The 21,495-nt window shown below is 48.0% G+C and carries 13 protein-coding genes; 5 read left to right on the top strand and 8 right to left on the bottom strand.

What is annotated here, in order from left to right; all coding sequences use genetic code 11:
* Nucleotides 1-423 precede the first annotated feature (423 nt).
* Nucleotides 424-1,869, bottom strand: coding sequence for a hypothetical protein (locus tag P6910_RS08590; RefSeq protein WP_317145858.1), 1,446 nt, complete (start codon nucleotides 1,867-1,869; stop codon nucleotides 424-426).
* Nucleotides 1,870-2,646: 777 nt separating this feature from the next.
* On the opposite strand from P6910_RS08590, the gene P6910_RS08585 reads away from it, so the two are divergent.
* The 3 genes from P6910_RS08585 to P6910_RS08570 all read left to right on the top strand — a co-directional run bounded on the left by P6910_RS08585 (nucleotide 2,647) and on the right by P6910_RS08570 (nucleotide 5,074).
* Nucleotides 2,647-3,720 carry a hypothetical protein gene (locus tag P6910_RS08585; protein WP_317145857.1) on the top strand — a complete coding sequence of 358 codons (1,074 nt, stop codon included), beginning with the start codon at nucleotides 2,647-2,649 and terminating at the stop codon, nucleotides 3,718-3,720.
* Nucleotides 3,669-3,944 (top strand): hypothetical protein, encoded by a 276-nt coding sequence (locus tag P6910_RS08580; protein ID WP_317145856.1) that lies wholly within the window; start codon nucleotides 3,669-3,671, stop codon nucleotides 3,942-3,944. The genes P6910_RS08585 and P6910_RS08580 overlap by 52 nt, the downstream gene beginning before the upstream one ends.
* Before the next feature lie 521 nt (nucleotides 3,945-4,465).
* Nucleotides 4,466-5,074, top strand: coding sequence for a flavin reductase family protein (locus tag P6910_RS08570; RefSeq protein ID WP_317145855.1), 609 nt, complete (start codon nucleotides 4,466-4,468; stop codon nucleotides 5,072-5,074).
* A gap of 120 nt (nucleotides 5,075-5,194) precedes the next feature.
* Here P6910_RS08570 and P6910_RS08565 read toward each other — a convergent pair whose 3' ends face one another.
* The 4 genes from P6910_RS08565 to smc all read right to left on the bottom strand — a co-directional run bounded on the left by P6910_RS08565 (nucleotide 5,195) and on the right by smc (nucleotide 13,114).
* Nucleotides 5,195-5,779, bottom strand: coding sequence for a hypothetical protein (locus P6910_RS08565; protein WP_317145854.1), 585 nt, complete (start codon nucleotides 5,777-5,779; stop codon nucleotides 5,195-5,197).
* 3 nt (nucleotides 5,780-5,782) lie between these two features.
* Complete coding sequence (gene ligA / locus P6910_RS08560) at nucleotides 5,783-7,825, bottom strand: NAD-dependent DNA ligase LigA (RefSeq protein ID WP_317145853.1); 2,043 nt, start codon at nucleotides 7,823-7,825, stop codon at nucleotides 5,783-5,785.
* A gap of 197 nt (nucleotides 7,826-8,022) precedes the next feature.
* Entirely contained in the window at nucleotides 8,023-9,108 is a 1,086-nt protein-coding gene (gene zipA / locus P6910_RS08555) for a cell division protein ZipA (RefSeq protein ID WP_317145852.1), read from the bottom strand.
* 496 nt (nucleotides 9,109-9,604) lie between these two features.
* Nucleotides 9,605-13,114 carry a chromosome segregation protein SMC gene (gene smc / locus P6910_RS08550; protein WP_317145851.1) on the bottom strand — a complete coding sequence of 1,170 codons (3,510 nt, stop codon included), beginning with the start codon at nucleotides 13,112-13,114 and terminating at the stop codon, nucleotides 9,605-9,607.
* 384 nt (nucleotides 13,115-13,498) lie between these two features.
* Between smc and P6910_RS08545 the strand changes: the two genes are divergently transcribed.
* Nucleotides 13,499-14,482 carry a transposase gene (locus P6910_RS08545; protein WP_317145850.1) on the top strand — a complete coding sequence of 328 codons (984 nt, stop codon included), beginning with the start codon at nucleotides 13,499-13,501 and terminating at the stop codon, nucleotides 14,480-14,482.
* A gap of 383 nt (nucleotides 14,483-14,865) precedes the next feature.
* Here the strand turns inward: P6910_RS08545 and P6910_RS08540 are convergent, their stop codons facing one another.
* On the bottom strand, nucleotides 14,866-16,095 hold the full coding sequence (locus tag P6910_RS08540; protein WP_317145849.1) for an RING finger domain-containing protein: 1,230 nt from the start codon (nucleotides 16,093-16,095) through the stop codon (nucleotides 14,866-14,868).
* A gap of 444 nt (nucleotides 16,096-16,539) precedes the next feature.
* Here P6910_RS08540 and P6910_RS08535 point away from each other — a divergent pair, with 444 nt between their 5' ends.
* A complete protein-coding gene (locus tag P6910_RS08535; RefSeq protein ID WP_317145848.1) occupies nucleotides 16,540-16,956 on the top strand; it encodes a hypothetical protein in 417 nt (138 codons plus the stop codon).
* Nucleotides 16,957-17,322: 366 nt separating this feature from the next.
* Here the strand turns inward: P6910_RS08535 and P6910_RS08530 are convergent, their stop codons facing one another.
* The gene (locus tag P6910_RS08530; RefSeq protein ID WP_317145847.1) at nucleotides 17,323-18,915 is read right to left on the bottom strand and encodes a hypothetical protein; all 1,593 of its coding nucleotides are present in this window, start codon (nucleotides 18,913-18,915) and stop codon (nucleotides 17,323-17,325) included.
* 352 nt (nucleotides 18,916-19,267) lie between these two features.
* Nucleotides 19,268-21,436 carry a hypothetical protein gene (locus P6910_RS08525; RefSeq protein ID WP_317145846.1) on the bottom strand — a complete coding sequence of 723 codons (2,169 nt, stop codon included), beginning with the start codon at nucleotides 21,434-21,436 and terminating at the stop codon, nucleotides 19,268-19,270.
* Nucleotides 21,437-21,495 lie beyond the last annotated feature (59 nt).

The raw sequence follows: 21,495 nt of genomic DNA, 5'->3' as shown, positions 1-21,495 counted from the left end.
CACAACAGATGAACCCTTATCGCAATAATCCTGTTCAAGTTCTTCATCAATAAAGGCAATGTCTTCAACAGTAGGAAATGGGCCTCATGCTTTTGGAATGTTTAGATCAGGAAGCCGGTAATGCTGCTTTAAAAATTCAGATTACCGACTTGAAGAGTTTTATGCCGAACCAGGATCGAGCCTGATCGGCCATTAGAGTATAGGAGTTCTATCCACTCAATCCACTGACGCGTTTTGGTAGCAACTGGACTGCCAGAATGCCCAAGCCCGATACAGCGGCTGATACCTGGCTGGTGTGCCTTATCCAGACCAACCATAAAGGACGGTTTGAGAGACAGAACCAGCTATGAGAATAGTCTGGTCCAGAACAAACACGGCAATACCTGTGTCAACCTTCTGCCCGGAGGTTAAAACTGCTGAGCCTTATTCATAGCCATAGCGTCTGACATCAGAAATATCGCTAGACACCGGAGTTTTATCCTGAGTGGCTGTGGAAGTCGGCAAATCAGAATGACAGGCAACATCAAACCCTGCCGAAGACCATGCGCCCACTGAAGCAAATCCTAGTTGATAACGCTCAGCCAATACATTCGAGCATCTGTCGGAAGCAGCTGGATCAACGTCTATCAAGCCCCATGCCTCATCTCTGCCTTTCAATCCAAATGCTCCCCGGATTACTTTATCATCATAACAGTACCTGGCATACCAGATACCTCCCATGTAGGGAGCAGGATCCGATGGATTGGCTGAGTCGATCGATAGGTCATTGCCAAACTGATCAACAATACTGTTACAGGTACAATCGACCAGGTGCAGAACGTTTTCTCTGGGCAGTAAGGTCAGATCGAACAATACACCACTGCTCTTAACTGATTCAGGCGTTGGAGTATCAGTCTCAGTCGGTAAGGACACGACAGTTTTAGTGTTTTTCAAGGTCAACTGCACCTGCCCTTCGGTGTAACAATGAACACTCAATGCGGCGTTTCGATCATGTGTTGGTCTCTGCATGCCTTGCAGGAGATCAAATTCAGAGTGCGTAAATCGATAGACGAAAAGCTCCTTTGCTCCTCTCCCATCTTCATTATCGGTACATCCCAAATGTACCGGCCTGATAACTCTCTGATTATCCGCTGGATCAAGTACCACCTTGATGTTGTCCGCAACAAAGATACCCGCCCCCCTGAGATCCAGAACACCCGCTGGTACATGGAGTCGTTCTGTCGGAGTTGAACCGGGAGGCACTGTGGCAACTGCTGTAGATGATCTGCCCATATCGGAAGGGGATCTGGAATTGACTTTAATATTCGCCAGATAATAGACAGAATCATTGCAGGATGCCGACATCACGTAATGAAACCACCCGCCTCCGTTAATAACAAATTCAGGCAGAATATCGACTCGATTCCCAACAAAGGCAGAGTTAGCGGGTAGTTGAAAACTGTTGGCACTTCTGAATAAGCCATTATCGCGCTCTGTCAATGGCAATTCATAAATGGCAGATTGTCCATTCCCGGTCGGTTGCTCTGAATCAAAGATGAATAACGTCGGATAGATGGTTCTGAAAACCTCTTGATCCAGTCTGGTATTTGTAGCGGATATCTTCCTTATCCTGATTGTTTCTGGAATGGGCGGAGCAGCCGTGGAAGTACTTAAAGACGCCTGATTGTTTTTTTCCCTGATCAAATCCTTAAGCGCAGATAAATGGCGAGTACACAGATCCCTGTCAACACCGCTGGTTAATTCAGAACAATTTGAAACTTCTGTAAATACCGCACTGCTGGTTGGCTCACCCATTGCACAGACATAACAAGGGAAGGAATTCATTACTGAGAATAGAGCAACCACCAATCCGGATCTTAAGATATTCATCAATTCACTCTTTCTAATATTTAAATGTCAAAACAGATACTCCTTGTCGTCGTAATCCTTTTAAGACAACCCAAGTTACTTTAGACCAGATGCTTCATAAATAAAGGCAAAGCTTTCAATTTTAAAAAATAAGCCTCTCTCCTTTGGAGCTTTCGTTGTTCAGATGGTACTGATTGTCAGCAAAAATCAACCGCAAGCGAATCGACACATTTGGATTGCAGTGGCAGGTTTGGCGCAGTGAGCTGAATTGAAGAAATCTCGACGCATAAGGCGATGAAAAGTGGAACCCGATTGTTTGGTAATATCATTTTATCCCTGATGAATGCAGGAAAGGCTCTGCTCTCACATACGAGGAAGCTGCTCGACTTCCGGGCAGATAATGCCAAACCTGAGCACCCTGTACAAGATGGTTGTTCAGGAAGAACAAGATTAGGTTCTTGTGCTGTGGGTGGGGCTTAATATCTACCCTGAGATCTGTGATTGGAATCAATGTGTAAACGTTGCCAATGGAGAAGGTTTTTTTTATTAAAATCTGAAAAGTTTTTACAGCACTGGATGGAACAATTTTTTTGATGGCTAAGTATAAATACAGAGTCTAGACTTCTTGTCGACTGCTTCAAGGGGTCCTGAGCATGATCATGCTGAAACACTATTTATTAGCCCGGTTAATCGTCCCTTTATTCCTGTTAATGGCTCTGTTTTCAGAAGCCCGGACGACTCAATCTGCAAACGTCAACTCTTCTACAGCACCCTATTCTCCTCTGCTGACAGTATTGTGTGACTCTTAACGGACAAACGATGGGGGTTATTCAGCGGTTGAACCAGTACACAGAACTTGTCAAGGGACGACAGTGTATTGTTCTCGCTGCTGATCCGACAGGGGAGACAGAGGATCTGAGTGAGACGATCAAACGGGCTCCTGAGAACACTGTTATCCTGCTCTCTTCCGAGACTGTGTCTACTGCGTCTTCTACTTCTACATCCTCTTTCCCTCCGGTGGGTAAAACCCCGGTTGAGTATCTTATTGGTAAAGGAATAGTTTTGAAGGACGGTCAGGACATCATTGGTGCGGCAGACGAAGGTTTTGAAATAGTTATCAGAGTTGACGCAGGTTTTAGAGATCCATCTATGGTCATGATTGATGATATTTACGATTTCGACAAAACGAGAGACAGTCACATAAGGCATGTTACTTTCCAGCCCGTTGGACCTGATAACAATGAGGGGACTTATTCTATTATTTATGCAGGGTGCTATAACCGGAAACTGATTGTAGAAAATAACCTGTTCTATGTGTCTGTTAGACGGGCCGGACTTTTCCTCTCTTGCGCAGGACCCCTGAATGCATCGTTGAACCAGGGTCCGGGCCTGCGGTTTGCCAATAACACCATGGTAGGTAAATCCATACTCTACGACGGGAAAGATATTGTTCCCAAAGGGATAGATATTTATCATGCCGGTACGCAGCAGTCACAGAGGATCGCTGTTATTGAAAATTCATTCCAGGGCGAGATGACACACGCGGGTGACTTTTACCTACCGGCTGGGAGCAGTATGGATATTTTCAGAAACAGGGTTGATATCAACAACAATATGCCAGGCAAGAAACCTCTTGCAACAGGACTAGCGCGTTTTAGAGATGGTTTCCTTCTCAGAGGCAATTATGATACAAAAGTCAACCTGGTACCTCCTGTTTTTAATCTGGCAGGCAATCTGATACGCTCAAAAAGTACAGCTATAGGTATCGAAGGACACATTAAACTGGCCTTGGCCTGTAACCATCTTCAGGCGGTCAATCCGTGGCGACAACATCCACCTTCATGGTGGTGGCGACCACAACAATACGCTTGAAAGCCGTTGATCCACTACCATGGGCAGGAGAGTGTGAAGACAATATGGATTCGACCGGTGCCATGGTAACGCCCACTTCACCGACAGTCTGCCAGATTTTCAATACCTGGACGTCTATCAATGATTCCACGATCAGTCCTTTCAGTGGACTGGACAGCCTTGATGGTCAGCTATTCAGTCTTGATGGTCAGTTATTTTTGATTTATGAGTCTGTCTCTCAGTGACTACCCCCTTTGTTGCTTCTTACGGCACGAGCTCTAAGGCCGACGAGTATGGACAGGATGGTTATGATTCTCAAAGCTGTAGTGACAGCGTTAGTACCCGCTGATGACGTGGGAAGGTCTTAAAAACCTTCAACCATTTCCCTTGGCAGACCAGTCGTTAAACTTCTGGAAAACGGTATTCCAGTTTCCAAACTCAGAGGAGGTCACGCCATGGAATACCTATACAAATGAGATAAAGCATGCCCTCCATAGAAATTCTGAGATCAGGCTTGTTATTTATACAGGCTTGTTTGAGAATTGGCTGAGGCTTCAACCAGTGCTCATCAATGAGCATGAGGCGGGACATAACAGATTCGTATCAGTGCTATGCAGGAACCGCAATGCTACGGGTCTGTGAGCCTTTCTCAAGCCTACGAACAAAATCTCAGCAGCCTCTGGGGCCACCAAAGACCGGATTCGATTGAAAAGTATAAGCAACAGCTTGCAAAAACAGAGAGCTGATTTTTCCAGGGAAGCCTGTTATGCATCTTAACGTAGAAGAAATGTCTGATATACAAGCCTATCACTTATTGACTCAAACTGTAATTCCCCGGCCTGTGGCCTGGGTGCTCACTGTCAATGAAGAGGGCAATTTTAATCTGGCACCGTTTTCATTTTTTACCGCAATCAGCAGTAACCCAGCGCTGATTATGTTTTCTGTCGGAAGTAAGCCCTCTGGCGAAATAAAAGACACTCGTCGTAATATTTTGCGTAGCAGGTCGTTTGTGGTTCATATTGCGCCTTCCTCATTGGCAGAAGAGATGACTGAGACAGCTCGAACCTTGGACTATGGCGAATCTGAATTGGAGCGTATTCATCTGACAACCAACAATGATTGGCAGCAATCACTGCCGCGCTTATCTGAATGCGATATCGCTTTGTACTGTCAACTCTTCGAGTATCAGGAAATCGGCGCGAACAAACAAGGACTTGTATTTGGCGAGATCAAACAGGCGTATCTGTCGGATAAAGTCGCATCTAAAGGCGAACGGCTGGTCATTGATGCAGCTCAAGTAGATCCCATTTCCAGACTGGGTGGTAATGATTACGCTGCGCTGGGTAAGACCATGACTATCCAGCGACCCGTTTAACAGGCGCTCGTTTACGGGGTGAAAGTCATTCAGAGGCTTTTGATGATCTCTTGAAGAAAGCGAAAATGACGATAGCGTCCCGAACCGCGATCAGTCACTGAATCCTTGAAGGCTTCTTGCTCAGAGACGGCAACGACGAAGCTGGGCACCGTAGTTTGAGGCTCGGCTGTGCACTTTTTTAGAGGTATTCAACAGCCAGACTTTTTTCTTGTGACTGCCCCGTTGGTAGCCACCCCAGCCCTCATGATAATTCAGGTAGAGCAGATCAGCGTGCCACAGAGAGACACCATTAATAGTACGTGTTTTGTGGGTATACCAGCCAATAAAATCAATGGCATCCTCAAAGTCATCCCGCTCCTTGAACCAGCCACCATTCTCTTTCAGATACATCTCCCAGGTGCCGTCCAGGGCCTGGGCATAGCCGTAGGCCGATGAACTTCTGGGCAGTGGTATGAACAGGAAACGGGGTCTGGGGGGCCTTACATTATGACGGTAAGAGGACTCCTGATACATGATGGCCATCATGACCTGAATCGGAGTCCCCCATTTTTCATTGGCTTTTTTAGCATGGCGATACCAGCTACGCTTTTCTTTGAAAATACTACAGAGGTTATGAGGGTTGGCAGGTGGTGTTGTACTGGTGGCACAGCCGGTCAGAAAAAGAAATCCGGCTATGGTTATGATCAGTGCCAACCTTCGTTTCACTTATCAAACTCCCCATTTCTGCAGCAAATGAGCAAACTCATCTTCTGTGACAACACGAACGCCGAGATTTTGGGCTTTGGTCAGCTTGGATCCTGCTTTTTCTCCGGCCAGTAACGCCGTGGTTTTTGCTGAAACAGAGCCGGTAACTTTGGCTCCCAGCTTCTGTAATACAACCTTGCCTTCATCACGGGTCATGGTGAGCAGGGTACCTGTCAGCACCCAAATCTCACCTGCCAGTGGTTGAACCACACCGGCTTCCGGTTCGGCTTCTTCTTCCCAGTGCACCCCAACCTTCAGCAGTTCATCAATCACTTCGAGATTATGTTCCTGCTTAAAAAACTTTTCAATATGAGCAGCAACGACTGGGCCGACATCATCCACTTCCTGTAACTGCTCGAGAGTCGCTGACCTGATCGCCTCAAGATCACGATAATGAGCCACCAGACTCCGGGCAGTCGCTTCACCTACCTCACGAATGCCGAGGCCGTAAATAAATCTGGCCAGTGTCGTTTTCTGACTAACCTTCAGAGCACTAACCAGGTTAGCGGCTGATTTCTTACCCATACGCTCAAGGGATGCAACAGGCTCTACTTCGAGCTTGTAGAGATCAGCCACTGTATTCACAAGACCTTTCTCGACAAACTGCTCCACCAGCTTATCACCCAGGCCATCAATATCCATGGCTTTTCTTGAAGCAAAGTGTTTGATAGCTTCCTTGCGCTGGGCAGAACAATAAAGACCGCCGGTGCATCGGGCTGCTGCTTCGTCTTGATCTCTTTCAACGTCTGAATCGCAAACCGGACAGTGTTCAGGCAACTCAATATCTCTGGCATCATCCGGTCTTCGGTCGGGAATAGCCCGAACCACCTTTGGAATCACATCCCCGGCCCGGTGTATGATAACGGTATCACCGATTTTCAGCCCCAGACGTGTTACCTCGTCCATATTATGGAGGGTTGCATTGCTGACGGTGACCCCACCCACAAACACCGGTTCGAGTCTAGCGACCGGCGTAATGGCACCGGTTCTTCCCACCTGGAACTCGACGTCTTTCAGAACGGTCATTTCTTCCTGGGCGGGAAACTTGTGAGCAATGGCCCACCTGGGGGCACGGGCGACAAAACCCAGTTGTTCCTGCTGGGCCAGACTGTTGACCTTGTAAACGATACCATCAATTTCGTAGGGCAAGGCTTCGCGCTTCTCCTCCATTCTCGAGAAATATTCAGCGCAGGCAGCAGCCCCTTTTACTACCCGCAGTTCAGGGTTTACCCGCAGGCCCCAGGTTTTAAAACACTCAAGAATAGCGGCATGTCTGTCTGGTAACTCACCCCCTTCAACAATACCAGCACCGTAACAGTAGATCTCCAGAGGTCTTTTCGCCGTTACTTTTGAGTCAAGCTGTCTCAAACTGCCCGCTGCAGCATTGCGTGGATTGACAAATACTTTTTCATCACGGGCTTTGGCTCTCTGATTCAGCTTTTCAAAACCTTCCCTGGGCATAAAGATTTCACCGCGAACTTCCAGACGATCAGGCCAGCCTTCACCCAGTAATTGCAGAGGAATAGAAGCAATGGTGCGAACATTCATAGTAATATCTTCACCGGTTGTACCATCCCCACGGGTAGCGCCTCGTACCAGTGAACCCTTCTCGTACAGAAGGCTGACCGCAATCCCGTCAAGTTTGGGTTCACAGGCATATTCCACGGCTGAATCAGTACCCAGACGCTCCCGTACCCTGCGGTCAAAGTCTTTGAGATCGTCTTCGTTAAATGCGTTATCCAGTGACAACATGGGCAGTTCATGACGAATCTGTTCAAACGCCTGCAAGGGTGCAGCGCCCACTCGCTGGGTGGGTGATTGAGGAGTGATCAGCTCCGGAAAATCCGTTTCGATAGCCTTCAGCTGCTGCATCAGCCGATCATAACTGGCATCGGCAATGACAGGATCGTCGATGACATAATAACGATAGTTATGATCATCAATCTGTTCTCGCAGCTTCTGAGCTTGCTGTTCTGCTTCCTTGAGAGAGAGGTTAGTCTGGGTCATGATTCTGTTACTTAAACGGCCTGGAGTGATTGAAAACAGCCTTGAGCTATTAAACTGACAATTCCCGGGAGGTACGAAGCCGTCTCTGGTTCCCTCGCCGGTACCGAAGGGACCTGATCGCGAGGGAACGAGATGCTGGAGTTTTGCGACCCCCTCAGTCCGGGAGAGGATTTGGATTGTTGAAGGGCAGAAAGGAATCAGTCAACCATCTTCTGGGTTAACTGTTTTCTTTCGAAATCACGAATGCGTTGACGATAGTGCTCCAGCGTCTGTTGAGTCAGTACACTAAAGTGCTCGTCTTTTAGCTCTCCACCCAAATCCAGGGCTAACTGACGAACCGTTTCTTCCATCAGCATAAACGCTTTGAGTGGCTCACGGGGCCCCGGCAATCCCATAAAGATACTGACTGCCGGTGTCTCAGTCGATTCCAGTTTGCCAATGTCAAAAGTGCCCGGCTCTACCCCGTTTGCCATGCTGAACAGAATCTGCCCGGTTCCATCTTTGTTGGCATAACGGTGAAAGATCGACATATCACCATAGCGCATGCCCGAAGCCAGCAGGCTTTGCAGCAACCTTGCTCCGTTAAACTTTTCGCCACCTTTAGCCAGCAGATTGATGACCAGAATTTCACTGGCAGCAGGACGGTCTGCCAGTTTTTCCTGGTTGACAGGACGGTGACTTTTTTCCGCTCTTGCAGGCTTGGTTGTTGTAACAGATTGCGGGACAGCCACCCGGGGTTCTTCAACAAGCCCGGGCGTCAAGGTAAAGCTTTCCTGCACAGGTGTGCGCTCTTCAACTCCGGGGGCTGGTTTTTCAACTTCTGGAGCGGACTCTTCAACTCCACCTGAGGGCACGGCAGAAAGCACTTCCGAGACACCATCCACACGAGTCAGGACGGGTAAAGGTTCCGACTCTTTCTGAACCTCTGACGCTTCGACAGGCTGCATCTGCAACGGTGTCACTGGCCTGGCAGGCGCTACTATTTCTGATTCAAGGCTGGATATTTCCGGCTCGATCCGCTCCCTTACAGGCAAATGGGGTGACTCTTCCGAACGTACCCAGCTCTTGACTGTTTCCAGCTTCTGGGGGCTTCCCTCAGACTTTCTAGCTCCACCATTGGGCAATTCACTGCCAAATTCGTCTTCGTTTCCTTTTACATCTTCAAGACCAAAAGACAGTTCTGATGCTCTTTTTCTAGCCAGACGCATACGGCGGTATCCATCAGCCAGAACGCCAATAATGACGACGATTCCGATTACTACCAACCAATCTCGTAAACTCATGTCCATGCCGCCTGCTTACCCAATGGATTGTTGCTGCCTGAAAATCAACAACCCGAAAACGCAAAAAAATCTGAAAATTGTAAATCAGTAAAATGTGCTACTATGTTACAGCAAAAAATCTTTTAATCAGACCGTTGTCTATGACTATTGTTTAAGACTGCTGTTAACACACGTTCTTAATCATTACTTTCACATTATTGTTCGAAGAACGCCAGAATCGGGACAAACAAATCGCCCTGACCTGAGACCCTATTCTGGCGAGTATTTGTTGTCCCTTCAAGCGCAAACTACGGATATCATTAACAATCTTCTATAAGCACCTGGCCAAATGGACAGGCACCTGAATAGTGATAACTTTTTCCGGCCGCCAGTGCAACTCCATAAACAGTTCACAATTTACAAGAGGGTTGCACAGTGACAGATTTCCGAACCTTAACAACGAATAACAAACCAACATTACCATTAGAAAACAGCCTGTGAAGACTGTTCCCGAGACTTAGAGTTCTGCCATGGCTGCGGCCTCTTCCACATCCACAGATACAGGTCTGGAGACACCGGGTTCCTGCATCGTTACACCCACGAGTTGATTCGCTGCCTGCATGGCGATCTTGTTGTGCGTGATATAGATAAACTGAACCTTGTCGCTCATTTCCGAAACCATTTTGGCGTAACGGCCCACGTTGGCATCATCCAATGGCGCATCCACCTCATCAAGCATACAGAAGGGTGAAGGGTTCAACTGGAAGATGGCAAATACCAGGGCAATCGCCGTCAGCGCTTTTTCACCACCGGAGAGTAAATGAATGGTACTGTTCTTCTTGCCCGGCGGTTGCGCCATAATAGCCACCCCGGTATCCAGCAGATCTTCACCGGTCAACTGCAGATAAGCCCGGCCACCACCAAAGACTCTGGGGAACAGTTCCTGCAAACCGGAATTGACCTTATCAAAGGTGACTTTGAAACGCTGGCGGGTCTCCCGGTCGATTTTGCGGATAGCATTTTCCAATGTCTCCAGTGCGGACTCCAGATCATGGTTCTGTGCATCCAGATAGGTTTTGCGCTCCGACTGGGTTTCGTATTCTTCAATCGCTGCCAGGTTGATCGCTCCCAACCTTTCAATCCGCGCCTGCAGTCTTTCCAGCTCCAGCTCCCAGGCTTTCTCAGTGGCTTCTTCCGGCAGGTTGGCCAGAACGGTATCCAGATCAAACTGATCTTCCCGCAATTGATCAGACAAGGTCGTACGCCGGACCTGCATGCCCTGCCAGTCCATTCTTAATTTCTCAAGTCTTGAACGGGCCGTTTGGGCTTTTTGCTCAGCTGACTGTCGACTCTTTTCCATTTGTTGCAGTCGTTGTTCAACGTCTTCCAGTTCGCTGCGAGCCTTCTGCATGGCTTCCTCTTCTTCCAGCCTTCTGGCCAGAAGAATCTCCAACTGTTCTTGCAGTTCTCCTTCAGGAGAATGGGACTCCGACAGTGACGCCTGAAGCAACTCCCGGCGCTCCCGCAGCTTGGTGGATTGCTGGCTGAGTCGCTCGATAGCCGCCCGCAGAGATGACACCTGACTGTTGATGGTTTGCTGCCTCAAGGCCAGCTGATGCAGACGATCCTTATCCTGACGGGAACGCTGCCGCAACTGTTCCAGCTCTTCCCGGCCCTTCTCTCTTTTCTCCAGCAAATCCTCTTTCAGACCGCTGTCCATCTCCATTCGATCCAGAGCGTCCTGAAGTCGCAAACGGGACTCTCCGATACTTTCCTGTTCAGCCTGACTCAACTCCTGACATTCAGCAATCTCGTGCTGAAGTCGGGTACGTCTTTCTGAAAACTGCTCAAGTCTGACCTTCCTGGCACCGAGATCAGCTCTGACCTCACCCTGGTTTCGGTTGAGTTCAGTGATCTGTTGTTGTGTCTGCTGTCGACGAGTTTCCAGCTGCTCGGCTTGAACCTTGGCGTTAGCCAGACGTTCTTCTACCTGCTGACTAAGTGCCTCCAGGGTTTCCATACGGCTGCCAAGCTCTTCGAGTTCCTGTTGACGGGCCAGAACACCGGAGTGATTGTCCGTTTCACGACAAACCCTAAGCCAGTTTCTGGAGAGCCAAATCCCCTCTTGCGTCACGATGGATTCGTGAGCCTCCAGGGAAGATCGAGCAGATAGAGCCTCTTCCAGCGAACCAGTAACATAGATGCCTGCCAATAACCCTTTGGCCTCACTGCCTGACTTTATTTTGCCAGCCAGGGCCTGAAGCGCACCTCTGGCATCGTCAGAAACCTGATGAGCAGAAGCATCCAGCAAAACCGCTGAGCCTTGCTCCAGGGAACCCAGCAACCCTGCAACAGGGTCCAGATCATCCACACAGATTGCCTGCAGGCTGTCTCCGAGAACGGTTTCAACGGCCAGTTCCCAGCCTGACTCCACCTGCAGTTTTTCGGCCAGTCTGGGTGCCGATGCCAGTCCATGCTGCTGCAACCAGACCATGACCCCGGTGTCCTGCCCCATAGCGGCCTGCTGCAGGGCTTCCAGAGAAGCATGACGCCCTCTGATCATACTCAGCTCATTGCGGTGGCTGTCACGATCTTCCTGCAACTGATCAAATTGAAGACGGTTTTCCTCTATGTCAGAGCTGACTTCTTCGAGTTTCAGCTCGTAATTTTCGCGGGTCAGCTCCAACTCGGTCAGCTTTTCGGAGAGCAATTCCATCTCTTCAATGTCTTCACCACCACCAAGACTGCTGCTCTCTTCCCGCAGACGCTGTTCACGCTCCTGCAGACGTTTCAGTACGGCCTCCGCATGTTGAATCCGGGACTGCTCCACTTCAGCCGCTTTCTGAGGCTCATGGGAGCGCTGATTAAACTGATCCCATTCCTGCTGCAAACGATGCACTTCCGCTTCCACCTGGGCAAGGGAGTCACCGGATTGGTATTCCTGCTCCTGAAGCATCTCCAGCTCAGGCTCAATCTGCAATTTTTCTGCTTCCAGAATTTCCAGCTGAGACTGATCTTCAGCCATCTGTTCACGGGCTTCCTGCCAGCTTTGTTCAAGCTGTTGCAGGTCATGGCTCAGTTCTTTGGCCCGCTCTTCCTTATGGCGAAGCGTCTGCTCAATCCGGGTGATTTCATTGCCCGTGCCATAATACCTGGCCTGGGTTTCATGAAAGTGATCACTCAGCTCCATTTGCTGGGCGCGGTCCTTTTCCATCCCGGCGTCGGAAGAGCGCTGCTCACTGACAGCAGCTTCCAGCTGGACTTCCAGTTCGGAAATCACATGTTCCTGATTCCTGACCTTTTCATCAATGCCCTGCCAGCGCAGAGCCTGAAGCTGGGCTTTTTTCAGTCGTTCATCGGCTTTGTATTCTTTGTATTTTTCTGCCGCTTCGGCCTGTCTCTGCAAATGCCCGAGACGACGACCCAGCTCCTCCCGCAGGTCAGTCAGTCTCTCAAGGTTTTCGTTGGTTCGGCGAATGCGGTTTTCTGTCTCACGGCGGCGCTCCTTGTACTTGGAGATACCGGCGGCTTCCTCAATAAAGACTCTCAGCTCTTCCGGCTTGGACTCAATCAGCGTGGAAACGATACCCTGACTGATAATGGAGTAACTGCGCGGACCCAGACCGGTTCCCAGAAAGATATCCATAACATCTTTCCGGCGACACTTGTTGCCATTGAGGAAGTAAAAGTTCTTGGCTTCCGAGGTGAGCATCCTGCGCACTGAAATCTCACTGTAAGCAGCAAACTCGCCAGTGACCCGACCTTCGTTATTATCAAAGATCAACTCTACCGTCGCCTTTGCTGAAGGCTTACGACTATTGGAGCCCTTGAAGATAACGTCGGTCATGGATTCACCACGAAGGTGCTTGGCAGAAGACTCCCCCATAACCCAGCGCACGGCGTCAATAATATTGGACTTGCCGCAGCCGTTAGGACCAACAACACCGCACATATTGGAGGGAAAATGAACCGTTGTGGGATCCACGAAGGATTTGAAACCGGCCAGTTTGATCGATTTAAGACGCATCTTTTCCTTAATTCGTAGCTATCAGGACCACAGCTGCCTGGTTATCAGTAGGTAACAACTCTCTACGAGTGTACACAGATTATGCCCGTCAGGAAAAGTCGTTGTAACCGAAAGCTTTGATCATCAGCCTTCAGGCAAGTCCAGCCACTCTCGACAGTGGACAATAAAAGACACCCATAAATTTGCTTTACCATCCACCTGGTCTACTTTTCACCCGACAATAAAAGACACCCATAAATTTGCTTTACCATGGACAATCATAAGAATAAAAGACACCCAAAAAGAATAATAAAAGAACAATAAAAGACACCCATAAATTTGCTTTACCATCCACCTGGTCTACTTTTCACCTACAACTGATTTTTTGCCCAGACAGGTGAGTTCATGGCCCAAGCTCGCAATACCCTGATTGACCCAGGCTCAACGCCTTATTACCACTGCATGGCAAGATGTGTTCGTCAGGCTTACCTCTGTGGAGAGAACCACCTGACTGGCAAGAACTACGAGCATCGCCGCCAATGGGTGGTGGATAAACTTCGGGAACTGGTTTCAGTCTTCGCTATCGAAGTCTGCGCTTACGCTGTCATGTCGAATCATTACCATGTGGTTTTGCACATCAATCAGTCATCTGCCAGAGGCTGGTCACGGGACGAAGTGCTTCACCGTTGGACGACCTTGTTTACAGGTCCACTTCTGGTGCAAAGGCATTTGGCTGCTGACAAACTGGGCAGCGCCGAGCTGGCCCGTTTCGATGAATATGTTGAAGAATACCGACGTCGTTTAACGGATATCAGCTGGTTTATGCGTTGTCTGAATGAGCACCTTGCTCGTGAGGCCAATAAAGAAGACGAGTGTAAAGGACGCTTCTGGGAAGGTCGCTTTAAAAGCCAGGCATTGCTGGACGAGGCAGCGTTACTGACCTGCATGACCTACGTTGACTTGAATCCGATTCGGGCTGGAAAGGTAGAAACACCGGAAGAATCAGACTACACGTCGATTCAGGAGCGCGTGAAGCAGGTTACACATTCTGAGACTAAAAATCAGCCTCTGACCCTGAAGCCTTTTTGTTTGCAGGGCCAGAATACGGATGTTGCCCTTCCCTACCTTCTTCACGACTATCTGGAACTGGTTGACTGGAGTGGCCGCATTGTCAGAACAGATAAGAAAGGTTCCATCCCGTCGTATACCCCTCGTATTCTTGAAAGACTGGAAATTGATCCGGATGAGTGGCTGAAAACCATGCAATGGAATAATCGTTTTTACCGGGCAGTTGGCCGTCTGGAGGCGATGAAGGCTTATGCACTTGAAGCCGGACAGAAGTGGCTTCGCGGTTTAAACGTCTGCAGTCGTTTGTATCTGACAGGTTAGCGTAGAAGTCAGTTAAGAAATTAAACACTTTCTCTTTATCCCCCTTCGACTTTAAGTCGGAATGAATTTGTGTTGTCTGAATCATGGACTGAGTAGTCTCTGTTCGTCGAATGCTCCTGTGTGGCTCGCTGATAGGCTATTCGAAGATAGGTTTTCAGATCCTTTTTTGGGAATACAGCTTTTAAATGTCTTATTTATTTAATGGGTGTCTTATTTTTCTCTTTTCCATTATTTTTTTAATGGGTGTCTTATTTTTTGTTATTTTTTCGTTATTTTTTTCCGGGGAGACCAAAAATAACCAGCACAATAAGATCAATACGGGATGGGTTCCAGCCAGAGGAGTTTAACAGGCAAAACCCGGTTTCATTTTGCGTTTCCCAAGTTTAGTCTGGTACTCTGCCTTCAATAATGCGTTGTAATCGCTCTGCATTATTTTGAATGTTATTGCTTATCAGCCATGCCAGCGTGTTATTCAGTGTCTGCCGGGCGTTTGGCGAGTGACTTGCTCCAGTGTCCTGAATAATGCGTTGTACACGCTCTGCGTTATTCCAAAGCCCACGAGACAGCTCTCGTATCAGCTTGTCACTCAGTGCCGCTTTGGCTCTGTCCGTCAGACTTGCCCTGGTGCCCCGAATAATCCGTCGTAAACGATCTACATTATTCCAAAGCCCACGGGACAGGTCTCGTACCAGCCTGTCACTCAGTGCCCGCTCGGCTGTGTCCATCGGACTTGCCCCGATATCCTGAATAATCTTTCCTAAAAGAACTGCGTTATTCCACAAGCCATTATTCAGGGCATCAGCCAGCTTGTCACTCAGTACCTGCTCGACTGCGACCGTCGGCCTTGTCCCGGTGCCCTGAATAATGCGTACTAAATGCTCAGCGTTTTCCCAACGGAAATTGTTCAGCTCCTCTATCAGCATTTCACTCAGTCTCAGCTCAACGGGGCCGTCCAGTCTTGCCCCGGTGCCCTGAATAATTCGCCGTAAAAAGTCTGCGTTAACCCAGACCCTGTTATTGAGGGCTTCTGTCAGCTTGTCACTTAGTACCCGCTGAGCGTAGTCCTCAAGCCTTGCGCCGGTGCCCTGAATAATGCGTTGTAAACGCTCTGCATTAGCCCAATTCCAATTATTGAGGGCCTCTATCAACTTGTCGCTCAGTACCCGCTGAACGTAGTCCTCCAGCCCTGCCCCAGTGCCCTGAATAATGCATTGTAAATTCTCTGCGTCATCCATAAAGTTATTATTTAAGGCGTATACCAGCGCACAACTCAGTCGCCTGCGGAGGTTTCGCATCCCTATTGTCCGGGTGTCCTGAATACTGTTGGAATCGGGTAAGTTCTGCTGTGCTTCTTGGTTTTCTGTAGCACCCAACTCTTTTGCTAAATCAGCCAGGCCCCGTCTGCAAAATGGGCAGGTTTTCCTTTGCCCCAGTTGAGTAATGTTAAACACCCGCTGCAAACAGTCTCTATGAACTTGTGTCTTACAATAGGTAGTGACAGTCACAATTCTTCTGCCAAAGGCTTCTAAACATATGGGGCAATTGCCATCGTTTTCAGCAGGTTGGCTGTTTTGATAAGGAGTATCCGGATTAGCCGAGTTTGGTCCATTCAATTTAAATGCCTCCCTGGTAGTTTTTTATCAAATAAAGTGCACACAAGTCATGTGCGGGCATTGCAACGCAAGCCTATAAGCCTGCACAGGGTGCCATGATTCTGAATTCTTCTGGCAGAACAGAGCGCCACAGAGTTTGTTCGATGTACATTTGATAGCCGTTAATTGATTTAGTTCCGTAGCCAACGCATTAAAGCTAAGAAAAAAATAAAAAAGAAAAAAAGACACCCATAAATTTGCTTTACCATTCACCTGGTCTACTTTTCACCCACAACTGATTTTTTGCCCAGACAGGTGACTTCATGGCCCAAGCTCGCAATACCCTGATTGTCCCCGGCTCAACGCCTTACTAACACTGCATGGCAAGATGTGTCCGTCAGGCTTACCTCTGTGGAGAGAACCACCTGACTGGCAAGAACTACGAGCATCGCCGCCAGTGGGTGGGTGGATAAACTGCGGGAACTGGTTTCAGTCTTCGCTATCGAAGTCTGCGCTTACGCTGTCATGTCGAACCATCATCATGTGGTTTTGCACATCAATCAGTCATCTAAAGAAGACGAGTGTAAAGGACGCTTTACGGACGTTGCCCTTCCCTACCTTCTTCACGACTATCTGGAACTGGTTGACTGGACTGGCCGCGTTGTCAGAACAGATAAGAAAGGTTCCATCCCGTCGTGTACCCCTCCTATTCTTGAAAGACTGGAAATTGATCCTGATGAGTGGCTGAAAACCATGCAATGGAATAATCGTTTTTATCGAGCAGTTGGCCGTCTGGAGGCGATGAAGGCTTATGCACTTGAAGCCGGACAGAAGTGGCTTCAAGGCTTAAACGTCTGTAGCCGTTTGTATCTGACAGGTTAGCGTAGAAGTCAGTTAAGAAATTAAACACTTTCTCTTTATCCCTCCTCGACTTTAAGTCGGAATAAGTTTGTGTTGTCTGAATCATGGCCTGAGTAGACTCTGTTCGTCGAATGCTCCTGTATGGCTCGTTGATAAGCTATTCGAAGATAGGTTTTCAGATCCTTTTTTGGGAATACAGTTTTTAAATGTCTTATTTATTTAATGGGTGTCTTATTTTTTTTTATTATTTTTTTTTTAATGGGTGTCTTATTTTTTGTTATTTTTTTGTAACAAAAAACCTATCAAAAATCAGCCGCTGGTGCTTCTACCTGTCAAATTGACTCATTTTTACCCACAGATATCCCTGAAGAGCCATTTTTTTTACATTTACGATGCCTTGCGTCTTCGCACGGACATCACGGATGCAGGGGCTGGCATTATGGGCGGCGGGACAGGGTCCACACTGACGCCAAAGATTTTACTCATGACGTGATCACCCATCCCGTCGGTGGTGAGTATCTTAAGTAAAGGTCTCAGTATTGTGGAGGTAATAGCCTGGGCAAACCCTGTTTTAAGCTCCTGCCACTGCTGCTGCATTGGTGATATTTCGCTTTGCCCTGACAGTGCTGAAAATTCCTTGCGTGCAGCTTTTTTAGCATCGTTTTCGTCGGCGTATATACCGAGACACTTAAAGCCTTTATCGCCAACATCACCACCTTGATGTTCGATAAATGTCAGCAATTGATCAAGCAAATGGCGCAAGCCCTGTTTATCATGACATGACAGGTTTTTGGCCGATTTCTCGCCGATTTTGAAGATGATTCTGGAAAAAAGCATGCCAATTTCAGGGGATAAAAGGCTTTGTATCGCAGGCAAATTTAATGCTTTGACTAACTCTGGATTATGATCCGATAACTGATCCACCAAGCGCTGAAAATCATTATACTTTTGTCGCAACCCATCAAGATCGGTTTTAATCTGCGAAGCCTCATAAATTAAATCATCCTGAGACAGCATTGCCGATTTTGGAACCGTTGTGGTAAACAGAAAAGATTGATTATCGTGATTGAGGAAACGATCACGGTACTTCTTTTGCGGATGCTCTGCATAAATTTCTTTCAGTTTCTTGTATGGCCACCGTTCGGTATAGCTTGGGCACTCGATGCAATTTTTGCGACCAGCTTGGCAGACAAGATAGTGCCCCTGTTCACTATACCCACCATCGACTTTGGGATCTGGCGGGTAACTGACACGGAGAAATGTTTTCTTATCCGTTTTGGCCAGATAACAATTGTCATCATCGTGTTCAACATCACTTTTGCCCAATATGGTCTGAACAACAGCCAGCATGGATTTCATTGATGCCAGATAGCTCCCTGAGGAGTCCATATAATCGGTAAACTGCTTCAGGGTTTTACGGTATTCACAGCCATTACAGCGGACAAAACCATCTTTGAGATAAAACCCCTTACTTGCCAGACGGGTTATTAATTCCTTCACGTCAGTGCCTTGGATATGACGTAACAAGAGGTGAAAACTTCGTAATCTTGCAGAGTAATCTGGCACCTCATCAGCCAGAACAAATATTTTATCTTGACCTTGTTCGCCAACTATCCTGGAAGCCTTTATCACTCGCTTATCGGTGTAGTCGTTGACCAGAAATATTTTCACATCCCGGTGCCTGATGGCAGTCATATGAAACTTGCAATCATACCCTGACTTTGGCTGAAACTTCAGAAAAACTGACTCACCCCTGGCCACCGTTATTTCAAAATGATTTATTTGATCAGCTTTATCGCTGACAATTCCTGCCCAAACCAGATAACTCTCTTGGCTGGCCCGAGCATGCATTTCATCCAGATCAATACTGAACTCAGGGTCACCCTTCTCATTCTCGACATCCAATTTTTTGATAGAATTTTCAGATACTGATGGTAAGGGTCGAACCGGAATATAGATCGTTGACAGTTTAGGAAACATAATTAAAACTCCTTTAGAAAATACCCACTCCTTATCAGGGCTTAAGCACCAAATAAGTAGCATGGAACTTAATAATCCCTAAAAATTTTCGTTGTCCCGACCAGCAGCTAACCGTTTAAGTTTTATACCGTCTACAGCGAATCAACAGCGAATGACAGTCACATTTCTGCCAAACTTTTCTCTTAACTGATTAATCGTTAAGCTCCGTACCAGCTTAAATTCCAGTAGATCAGGAACTTTGTACGTCGTCCTTGCTCCGCTGCTCTTAATAATCTTCTGGAAAATATCTGCTTTATCCCAAGACTCATTATCCAAGGCCTCTATCAGCTTGTCACTCAGTGCCTGCTGAGCTTCAAACGTCAGCCTTGCCATCGTCCATCGGCCTTGCTCCGATGCTCTCCAGAATGCATCGAATTCTAACTGCGTCATCCCAGGAATCGTTATACACAGCCTGTATCCGCATGTCATTCAGTGCCCGCTGGTCGTCGTCTGTCAGCCTTGCCCCGGTGATCTGGATAATGCCTTGAAAACTGTTTGCCTTATCCCACAACCTCTTTAGCACAGCCTCTGCCAGCTTGTCACTGAGTACCCGCTGGTCGTCGTCCGTCAGCCTTGCCACGGTGCCATCGTCCATCAGCCTTGCCCCGGTGCTCTGCATAATGCCTTGAAAACTATTTGCGTCATCCCACGACCCATTTTGCACAGCCTCTATCAGCTTGTTACCCTGTGCCCGCTGGGCGTTGTCCGTCAGCCTTGCCATGGTGCCATCGTCCATCAACCTTGCCCCGGTGCCCTGGATAATGCGATGCAAACTAAATGCTCTTTCCCATAGCCCATTATTCACAGCCTCTATCAACATGTTAATCAGTAGCCGCTGGTCGTCGTCCGTTAACCTTGTCATGGTGCCCTGGATAATGCCTTGCAAATTATATGCGTTTTCCCACGATCCATTATTCACAGCCTCTATCAGCTTGTGACTCAGTGCCTTCATGTCATCGTTCGGCAGTATTGTCCAGGTGCCTTTAAAAATCTGCTGTAAACGATCTGCGATATCCCAAGACTCATTATTCACAGCCTCCATCAGTTTGTTAGCCAGTGCCTGCTGGTCGTCATCCGACAACCTTGCCCCGGTGCCCTGGAAAATGCGTTGAATTCTATCTGTGTTATCCCACAAGCCGTTATTCACAGCCTCTATCAGCTTGTTACTCAGTATCCGTTCGTCGGCGTCCGCAAGACTTGCCCCGATGCTGTTAATAACCTGCTGTAAAAGATCTGCGTTATCCCACGACCCGTTATTCAAAGCCTCTATCAGCATGTTACTCAGTGCCCGCTCGGCTTCGTGCGTCGGCCTTACCCAGAGAATTTTGCTCGTCGGCCGAGGCCCGGTGTCCTGGATAATGCGTTGCAAGCTATATACTTCCTCCCACAACCCATTATTCACAGCCTCCATCAGCCTATTACCCAGAGCCCACTCGTGTTCGAACTGCGGTATTGCCCTGGTGCCCTTAATAATCTGCCGTAAAATATCTGCTTTATCCCAGGACTTATCATCCACGGCCTCAATGAGCTTGTTACACAGTGCATCCTGGAAATTGTCCGGCACCCGTAACACGATGCTCTGGATAATGCATTGCAAACTACATGCTTTATCCCAAAACCCATTATTCACAGCCTCTATCAGCCTGTTAAATAGTGCCTTCTTGACGTCGTAGCTCGGCCTTGCCCCTGTGCCCTGGATAATGCATCGCAAACTATCTGCTTCATCCCACAACCCATTATTCACAGCCTCTATCAGCCTGTTACCCAGTGCCTTCTGGACGTCGTAGCTCGGCGTTGCCCCGATGCTCTTAAAAATCTGCTGTAAAAGATCTGCCTTTTCCCAAAACCCAATGTCCACGGCCTCTATGAGCATGTTACCCAGTGCCAGTTTAGCGTCATTCTTCACCCAGATGTAACTGGGCTTCAGCTTTATCCCAGTGTCCTGAATAGCGCGTTGAATGATATATGCCTTATCCCATAACCCATTATTCAGAGCCTCTGTCAGATTGCCAATCAGTGCCCAATAATCGTCTTCCGTCAGCCCTGCCCTGGTGCCCTGAATACTGTCTTGTTGAAGTTCCCGGGGAGGCAGGGTATCCATCTGTCTTTCATGACTTGTTGTTCTCTCTGCTTTTTGGGCAGCGGAAAAATTACCAGAGGCCGATTGTGAGGAACAGGCACCCTGAGGCTCGTTAAAGAAACCTGGTATGTTCCGTTGCGCCCCGACTCTGACTGAGAAAGGTTCTGATTGCGCTGAATCAAGCTGCCCGGCGTTGCACAATGGGCATCTTAGCCTTACCTCCAGTGGAGTAGCTTGAAGCGCCTGTAGCAAATAGGCTGTATCAATTTTTTTCGAACAACAAGCGGTGACGGTCACATCTCTGCCAAACACTATTTTGCATATAGGGCAGCTATTACCTGCTTCAGCAGGTTGGCTATTTTGAGAATGATCAACTGGCTTAGTGGAGTTTGGATTTATCATGATTAATTCCTCCATGAAAGTTTTTTCAGTTAAAGTGCGAACCAGTCATCTGCGGGATC

Source organism: Endozoicomonas sp. 8E, assembly GCF_032883915.1.
In the GTDB taxonomy this organism is placed as follows: domain Bacteria; phylum Pseudomonadota; class Gammaproteobacteria; order Pseudomonadales; family Endozoicomonadaceae; genus Endozoicomonas_A.
The sequence above is the reverse complement of the archived record's forward strand: the minus strand, read 5'-3'. Positions and strand labels throughout refer to the sequence as shown.

Bases quoted from the DNA above. Each gene is read 5' to 3' on its own strand.
- zipA (WP_317145852.1), bottom strand. From the start codon at position 9,108: ATGAGTTTACGAGATTGGTTGGTAGTAATCGGAATCGTCGTCATTATT.
- smc (WP_317145851.1), bottom strand. From the start codon at position 13,114: ATGCGTCTTAAATCGATCAAACTGGCCGGTTTCAAATCCTTCGTGGAT.
- P6910_RS08525 (WP_317145846.1), bottom strand. From the start codon at position 21,436: ATGATAAATCCAAACTCCACTAAGCCAGTTGATCATTCTCAAAATAGC.
- P6910_RS08590 (WP_317145858.1), bottom strand. From the start codon at position 1,869: ATGAATATCTTAAGATCCGGATTGGTGGTTGCTCTATTCTCAGTAATG.
- P6910_RS08530 (WP_317145847.1), bottom strand. From the start codon at position 18,915: ATGTTTCCTAAACTGTCAACGATCTATATTCCGGTTCGACCCTTACCA.
- ligA (WP_317145853.1), bottom strand. From the start codon at position 7,825: ATGACCCAGACTAACCTCTCTCTCAAGGAAGCAGAACAGCAAGCTCAG.
- P6910_RS08570 (WP_317145855.1), top strand. From the start codon at position 4,466: ATGCATCTTAACGTAGAAGAAATGTCTGATATACAAGCCTATCACTTA.
- P6910_RS08545 (WP_317145850.1), top strand. From the start codon at position 13,499: ATGGCCCAAGCTCGCAATACCCTGATTGACCCAGGCTCAACGCCTTAT.